This window comes from Bacteroides sp. UBA939 (assembly GCF_002293435.1).
In the GTDB taxonomy this organism is placed as follows: domain Bacteria; phylum Bacteroidota; class Bacteroidia; order Bacteroidales; family Bacteroidaceae; genus Bacteroides.
Genome location: NZ_DBDF01000004.1, coordinates 23,059 through 30,921, shown reverse-complemented (window position 1 = coordinate 30,921; position 7,863 = coordinate 23,059). Strand labels below are relative to the sequence as shown.

The 7,863-nt window shown below is 45.7% G+C and carries 5 protein-coding genes; all 5 read right to left on the bottom strand.

The window, feature by feature from the left end; genetic code table 11:
• Positions 1-94: 94 nt before the first annotated feature.
• The 5 genes from B2Z67_RS00470 to B2Z67_RS00450 all read right to left on the bottom strand — a co-directional run bounded on the left by B2Z67_RS00470 (position 95) and on the right by B2Z67_RS00450 (position 7,790).
• Positions 95-2,506 carry a TonB-dependent receptor gene (locus tag B2Z67_RS00470; protein ID WP_414630762.1) on the bottom strand — a complete coding sequence of 804 codons (2,412 nt, stop codon included), beginning with the start codon at positions 2,504-2,506 and terminating at the stop codon, positions 95-97.
• Between the two features lie 237 nt (positions 2,507-2,743).
• On the bottom strand, positions 2,744-3,373 hold the full coding sequence (locus B2Z67_RS00465; protein WP_291527848.1) for a helix-turn-helix transcriptional regulator: 630 nt from the start codon (positions 3,371-3,373) through the stop codon (positions 2,744-2,746).
• A 525-nt stretch (positions 3,374-3,898) separates the two neighbouring features.
• Positions 3,899-5,515: an alpha-galactosidase D gene (locus B2Z67_RS00460; protein WP_291527847.1), complete on the bottom strand. Its 1,617-nt coding sequence runs from the start codon at positions 5,513-5,515 to the stop codon at positions 3,899-3,901.
• A gap of 8 nt (positions 5,516-5,523) precedes the next feature.
• Positions 5,524-7,104, bottom strand: coding sequence for an NAD(P)/FAD-dependent oxidoreductase (locus B2Z67_RS00455; RefSeq protein WP_291527846.1), 1,581 nt, complete (start codon positions 7,102-7,104; stop codon positions 5,524-5,526).
• Positions 7,101-7,790 (bottom strand): hypothetical protein, encoded by a 690-nt coding sequence (locus B2Z67_RS00450; protein ID WP_291527845.1) that lies wholly within the window; start codon positions 7,788-7,790, stop codon positions 7,101-7,103. Before B2Z67_RS00450 ends, B2Z67_RS00455 begins: the two co-directional genes overlap by 4 nt.
• Positions 7,791-7,863: the final 73 nt, after the last annotated feature.

Below are 7,863 nucleotides of genomic sequence, written 5' to 3'. Positions count from 1 at the left end.
CGACTGCGTCGCAGAGAAAAAACTCTGTGCCTCTGTGACTCTGTGTTCAAACCTAAATTCTCATTTATGACAAGACACTTATGAATAATGCAGGCTAAAATCTGCAACGTAATTCTATTCCTGCTTGTATGGGACGTCCTTTCTGCATGAAGCTATTCCCCATGCTTTCGAAGTAGAATGCGGCGTAGTCTTTATCCAGTGCATTGCGAACCCAGAAGTCAATCTGTCCGTTACCTTTTTGGAAACTGAGGCGGCCGTTTAGTGTGCCGTAGAGAGACTGGCTTACGTCGTTCTGCTCTGTCCAGTAAATACGTCCGGCTCCGGTGTAGTTGGCGTTTACCTGAATACGATCCAACCAATGCCCCGGATTCATGTGGAAAACGTATTGTCCGCCCAAGCTAAATGTGTGTTTGGGTACGAAAGGCACGTATTTGCCATTGTAGCTGATTTCTTTGAAGCCGTTTTCGCTGTCTTCATCTATTTCATTCGTCACGTAGTCTTTGAAGGTGGCATACGTGTATCCATAGCTTGCGTTGAGGGTGAAGTTTGTAGTAACTACTCCCGACAGACTGATTTCACCACCCAAACTACGGCTCTTTCCTGCATTCACCGTTTCACGTCCCAATCCGCTTAGGGCGAAGCGGGATATCTGTTGGTCGCGTGTTTCGAGCCAGAACAAGGAAGCGTCAGCGCGAAGGCGGTTCCGGAAAAGATTGAGGTGCGTACCCACTTCGTAGTTCCATGTTTGTTCGGGCTTGTAGAGGGTGGCTGCTTTGGCATCGGGGTTGGTGCCGCCGCTGGGGAAGTTTGCGTCTACCAAATCTTTAAACTGGTCGGGAACAATCGGCATCACCGTTTCTTTGGTGTGATTCATCATATCGTTTTTGAGGCTTGTTTGCAGAAGGTCAGAGAACATCTGAATGTTGTATCCGCCCGAGCGGTAGCCTTTACTCACGGTAGCATACACGTTGCCGGTATTCTTTCCGAAGTCGTATTGCAATGCAAACTTCGGCAGCAACTGCAGATAGTCTTTGCTGATGGAGCCTTTGTAGCCTGATTTTACGTTCAGCGGAGTTTCGGGCATCATATTAATAGGCGCACCCGTAGGTCTTCCACCCATTGACATCTGTCCTGTAATGGCTACCGTATAGTCCATTGCTGTGCCCGAATCGTAATCCATCTTCATCTTCTCATAGTCCAATCGCAACCCGGCAGTAAACGACAGCCCATCGAGTCCGAACAGATCACGGAAAGTCGATTGATGGAACAAAGCCCCGTTGAGAAGCGGAGTTTTGAAATCTCCGTTGATTGGCAGGCGGGTGGTAGTCACGTTGACCACCGGTCTGATATCCATAATCATAGGACCGGCTTGTACCGGTATGGATGATGGTATCACACTACCCAACATTTGATTCAGCATCTCCATTCCGTCTTCCTCAAACATAACCGGCGCGGTGGTATTCAGCCATTGATAGAAACCGAAGATACCTGTTGTCCATTGCCAACGGCTACCTTCTTTGCTCTTCATCACTATTTCCTCGCTGATAGTATTAATCTTCTGCTTCTGCTCCAGCGTGAAGATGTGGTCTGGTGTGAAGTCCTGATCCATAAACATACGGTCTTTCAGGAATTGATATCCGGTAACGGCGCTTAGTGTGAAGTTCCGTGCCTGGTATTCAACGTTAAGTCCCGCATTCAACAAATTGCGGTAGTAACTGCTTTCATCGCTATAGGCAGGTTGTGCAACATCTCCGTTCTCCTTGTCATATAGTCCATAAGGATAACCTCCCTGGTCGCTGTACTCATAACTTATATTTAAGTCAAGTTTCCAGTTCTCACCGGGCAGATAAATACCACGTAAACGTCCTCCGGCAGATTGCCCTTTGTCTATCTTTTTATTGTCAAGCGCCGCATTGCGGAAAAATCCGCCTGCGTAGTCATAGAATCCGCCTGCCGAGAATGCGAAGCGTTCGCTTATCCGGTGGTAGTGGGTAACGGAGGCGTTATATTGGTTGCGCGTTCCTGCCCCTATACGCAAGTCAGTACCCTGATAAGAGAAAGGTGATTTTGTATGTATTTTGATAATGCCTCCCATCGCATTACGTCCATATAATGTAGCCTGAGGCCCACGCAGCACATCAATGCGTTCAATATCGGAATAGTTGAAATCGAATGCGGATTTGTCTATATAAGGTATATTGTCTACATACAGTCCGACAGCCGGTGTATTGATTCTCGAACCGATGCCTCGGATATAAATGGCGGATGTCAGTCGTGAACCATAATCAGGAATATATATATTGGGGACAAGCGCCGTGAGGTTTTTAATTGAATTAATCTGAGCCGCCTGCATATCTTGTTGTGAAAGCAAGGTAACTGCATTCGGAAGTTCCCTCAACTTGCGGTTTTCTTTGGGCGCTGCAATGACAAGGACTTCTTCTATGTCCACTACTTTCAGGGTATCCACGTCATCAGCTCGCATACTTCCTATCGACAGGGGAAGCATCAGGGCAAAAGCAAACAATTTACTCTTATTCATATCTATTCATTTACTGGAATTTTGCACGTTCTTTATAAGGTTGATTATCAAAACTACCTAAACTCTCCCGGGAGAAGGGGAACTGAGATAATTCATTAACATACAAGTAACCTGCGAAACTTAATCGTTTATTTACTGATTGCAAAGTAAGAGCATTACTTTTGTTTCTGCAATCCTCATTTATTAGGATTTGAATGTGATTATTTAGATACTATCTGCCTCTACGTACCCATGCATGACGGCATAAATAGTCAGTCCTGCCACCGACTTGATACCCAGTTTCTCTGTTATATTCCTCCGGTGAGAAATGACGGTAGTCAGGCTGATATTTAGTTTATCGGCTATTTCTTTGTTGATAAGCCCTTTGGTAACCAACACCAGTACTTCTATTTCGCGAGGGGAAAGGATGTGTTCGCCGCCGGCATAGGAAGTTCCACAGGGGTGATTCCCGGGATGTCCGGCTGCCGAATGTGGATGGGTGTTAGGATGCCCGCTTCTGTGTCCGTACTGGTGCAGTTGCAGGATGTTTCTTATCAGAGTTTTTTCATCCTGATAGATATTCAGGGTCGGTATCCCTGCCAATTGGGGCTGACTGTCACCGTTTGCCAGTACAATTGTTTGGGGGCGGCGAGGCAGAAAGAAAGCTGTATGCTTGAAGTATATCTGCGCCGAGATAAAATAATGCGCGTACATGTCGGGCGTATCGTCCACTAATTCTTCGAACGAACTGAATACGCGTATGACAGCCATCGGAATAATTTCTTCCAGAAGGTTCTGTAATCCCAGGCACGAGAGGGTGTTGGAGTCTACAATTGCTATTTCGGGAGCTATCATATAGTTTCTTAAATATTCGCAAAAATACAGATTATTTTTATGAAACAAGCTATTGCTGCCGAAAAACAGCAATAGCCCCCGCAAGCGCTCGCAAGGAGTTTACGCTCCCTTCTTTATGGTTAGCAGATAATTAGAAGCTGTTTTGAATTTATTCCTAATTCATGCGAATCAGGAGTTAAAGGAGTTATCGCTTCGCTCAGGAGTTAAAGGAATTAAAGCCGATACTCCGTTTGTGCTTTAACTCTGCATATCAGTAACAAGCCTATCGGCTTTAATTCCTAAGCTCGCTTGAGGGTTGATAACTCCTGAGCGAAGTGATAACTCCTTAACGCCTGATTCGCATAATTAATATTATCAGTCTCTTTTACGTTTGTTTTCGGTCTCTTTTCCTGCTTTCACTCGCCACATAGCCCGCTATGTTCCTCTTAAAAACAGAAAAATATCCTCAAAAACAACTCTTAAAAGAAAACTGAATACATTCAAAACAGCTTCTTACACCCTGAACATGCATCCGGTATCCATTCTTCATTCATGCAGTTTGCTTAACTTGAAACAATCAATATCCGGCGCCCATCCGAAGCTGTTTCCCATTCGGATTATATTATTGCCGGGTTTCAGAGTTACGGAAACGGTTACGGATTCCACATTCTCCTTATCTCCACCATTCAGGTCTTTTATTTCTGTCTTTATTCCGTTTACGGATATTTCCAGCTTTCTGTTTTTATCGCAACTATAATAGACAGTCATATCATATCCTCCTCCTGTTTCACTGTAGACTTCTTTCCACTCGGCAACGTTTTCTTCGCTGCCTCCGATATTGGATACTTTCATTTTACCGGAACAACCTGCAGATGCTGCATAGAATATCTGTTTCGGGTTCTTTCCCAAATCGTCATAACAAGGCAGATAAGCCCATTCGGCTTCGTAAGAGTCCGGTTCGAGGCGCTTTTCTGCTTCCAGCCTCCATATTGCAACGCTATGTGGAGGGATAGATGCTTGGATGTTTCCGGTCATATCCTCCAAATCCTTGCAGTTTATTACGTCGCGTACCCTTACCGTTCCGCCCAATTCAAGCTTTTCGAGAGGGACATTGAAATTGCATATCGTATCCGACGGGTTATACAAGGCTATGGCACGCACCAGTCCCCGCTTCTGCCCGATATCCTTCACCAATACATACTCCTCATTCTCGTGCTGCACCACGTAGGGCTGTAATCCTAACGGGTCTTGGTTCAGCGCTATTAACTCCTTGTTCTTCAACAAGGCCAGCGAGGCTTCGGGAATCGTCGTCATATCACAACCGATAAGCAAAGGCGAACTCATGATGCACCACATTCCGAAGTGTACTTCTTCCTCTTCCTGTTTCAATCCGCGCCCCACTTCCAGCATGTCCATATCATTATAATGTCCTTCACCGGCATAGGCTGATAAGTAGAGATTCTTCCGGATGATACTCTTCACAGACTCCCAACGGGGACGTATATCCGGACTGATACGCCAGGAACGTGCCATGCCTTTGGCCCAGGTACCGGGAAATGCCCACCGGCAGATATTTATAGAAACGTCCGTTCGTCCGGTATTCCTTATCGCTTCGCAAATGGCTGCATAGCGTTTCTCTTCATTGAGTCCCAGTTCTCTGGCGCCGCAGTAGTCTATTTTGATGAAGTCGTAGTTCCACTCTTTCAGATAAAGGTCTATGTCCTGCTGTTCGTGCCCATAGAGTCCGGAACCTACTCCGTTGGCGTCGTCGTCATAAATGGAGCCGCAGGTATTGTCGCCTGCATCCGAATAGATACCTGCTTTCAGTCCCAATGAATGGATATAGTCAGATACGGGTTTCATTCCGTTTGGGAAACGTTCGGGATGTGCATGCATCTTTCCTGTTTCATCACGCCAACCGAAGAATCCGTCATCCACATTTATATATAGATAACCGGCTTCTTTCAGTCCATTAGCTACTAAGGCATCAGCCTGCTTCTTTATCAGCTCTTCGTTGATGTTCACATGGTAGGTGTTCCAGGAACTCCATCCCATCAAAGGTGGCAGGAAGGCTTCCGGTGTTACCTTCTCATTGGTCGAGGTGCAGGAACTTGCAGCAAGAATCAGCGCTACAAAGCTTCCTATCACTAAATGTCTTTTCATGGATAGACTTATTTTTGTTCAGCCACAGCTTCCGCACACCGTTCTCCGTCGATACCTGCCGATACGATTCCTCCGGCATATCCGGCTCCTTCGCCGCAAGGGAACAGGCCTTTTATTCTGATGTGCTGCAGTGTATCTTTGTCTCTTATGATTCGTACGGGGGAAGAGGAACGTGTTTCGACGCCAATCATGACCGCTTCATTGGTCAGAAAACCGTGACTTGTCCGCCCGAATTGCTGGAAGCCTTGCGATAATCGTTTGGTGATAAAATCAGGCATCCAGAAGTGTAGGGGAGAGGATATCAATCCCGGAGTGTAAGAAGATTCGGGAAGGTCGTAACTTAGCTTCTTGCGTGTAAAATCCAACATTCTCTGTGCAGGGGCTGTTTGTTTTCTTCCGCCTTGAAGCCAGCACTGGTGTTCTAATTCTTCCTGAAAGTGCATAACGTGTAGGAGTTGGGAATTTTCATACTCTTTGTCCCTCATTTTCCATTCTTTGTTTACTAAATCTTCCGGTTGTATTTCCACTACCATGCCGGAGTTGCTCCACCGGGATCCACGATTGGAGGGTGACATGCCGTTTACCACTACTTGTTCGGGTTCGCTGGCCGCAGGAACAACAAATCCACCGGGACACATGCAGAAACTGTACACACCCCGGTTCTCTACTTGGGTGACGAAACTATATTCTGCGGCAGGAAGATAGTTGCCGCGTCCATTCTTATTATGATATTGTATCTGGTCAATCAAAGTAGCAGGATGCTCCAGGCGAACGCCTACGGCTATACCTTTGGGTTCTATCGTTACATTGTTATTTGCCAGCCAACGATACACATCCCGTGCGGAGTGTCCCGTTGCCAGAATCACAGGGCCAAGAAAAGTCTTGCCGGTGTTTGTCTCAATGCCCTTCACCTTTTCGCCTTCGATGATAAGTGCATCCATGCGAGTTTCAAAGTGTACTTCTCCACCACATTCAATGATGGTGTTTCGCATATTTTCTATCACTTTCGGCAGCTTGTCGGTACCTATATGCGGGTGAGCGTCAACAAGAATAGCGGCAGATGCCCCGTGCTGGCAAAACACATTCAGTATCTTGTCCACGTTTCCACGTTTTTTGCTGCGGGTATATAGCTTGCCGTCTGAGTAAGCTCCTGCACCGCCTTCGCCGAAGCTATAATTGGATTCGGGGTTCACTATATGTTCACGGCTAATGACAGCCAAGTCTTTCTTGCGTTCGTGTACATTCTTTCCGCGTTCCACGATGATGGGTCGCAAGCCGAGTTCAATGAGCCTTAGCGCCGCAAACAATCCTCCGGGGCCGGCGCCTACTATGATGACCTGCGGCTTTCCTTCCACATTATTATACACAGTATGCTGAAATTCGTCATTCTTTGGCTTCTCATTCAGATAAACCCGTACGTTCAGGTTGATGAAGATGGTCCGTTGCCGGGCGTCGATGCTGCGTTTTAATATTCGCATGGCGATGATGTCCCGTGCATTCAGTCCTTTTTCCTGTACGAGGTATTCTTTCAGTCGTTGCTCGTTGGCGGCGACTCCGGGGGATATGCGTAGTTGGTATTCTTGTATCATTTCATTTTAAAATAAGTAACGATGCCTGTGCTGATGCGTAGTCCGCTCCAGTCTGCATAATAAGGGATTAGCATAAAAGTAACCCCCTTCAAGTCTAAGTCACCGGTAGGGTTCCATTCGTAACCGACACTTGCGTTAAGAGCGGCAAAGGTAGAGATTTTATAGCGAATTCCTATGGCAGGTTGGAAGAAGAAGTTGGTGCCGACCAAGGTTGCGTTTCGTTCACTTGCTTCTGAGCCTATACGTGTATATTCTTCCAATTTGCAATTGTTGAAGATGGCTCCGGTAGCCAGTTCAATGTATGGGCTAATTTTCCCTTTCAGGATATGGAAGCGGTAGAATGCTCCCAGTTGGTTTCCGGTGTTTTTAATTGTATATCTATATTCTCCGGTAGGGTCAGCCAAGTGATTTTGTCCACTTGTGTTTTGATGGGTGTAGATAATTCCTAATTGATGCCGTTGCCGCAACTGTACGCCTATCCGGAAGTTATGTGTAAAGTTCCCAGGAAAATTATCAGTGGTTTTTAATCCAATCAATCCATTATTAACAGAGGTTTTTAGAATGTCTTTCATTTCGTACATTTTATATAATCCATATCCAATATTATATTCTAATGTAAATTCTTGAGCCTTCATACCGATTATTGTCAGTACAATACAAGCTAATGTTGTTATAATCCTCTTCATTGTTTTTTTTATAAGTTTTACCTCATTGTCTGATTTTAATAGTCCATCCAATCTTCTTTTGGCGAGATATTCG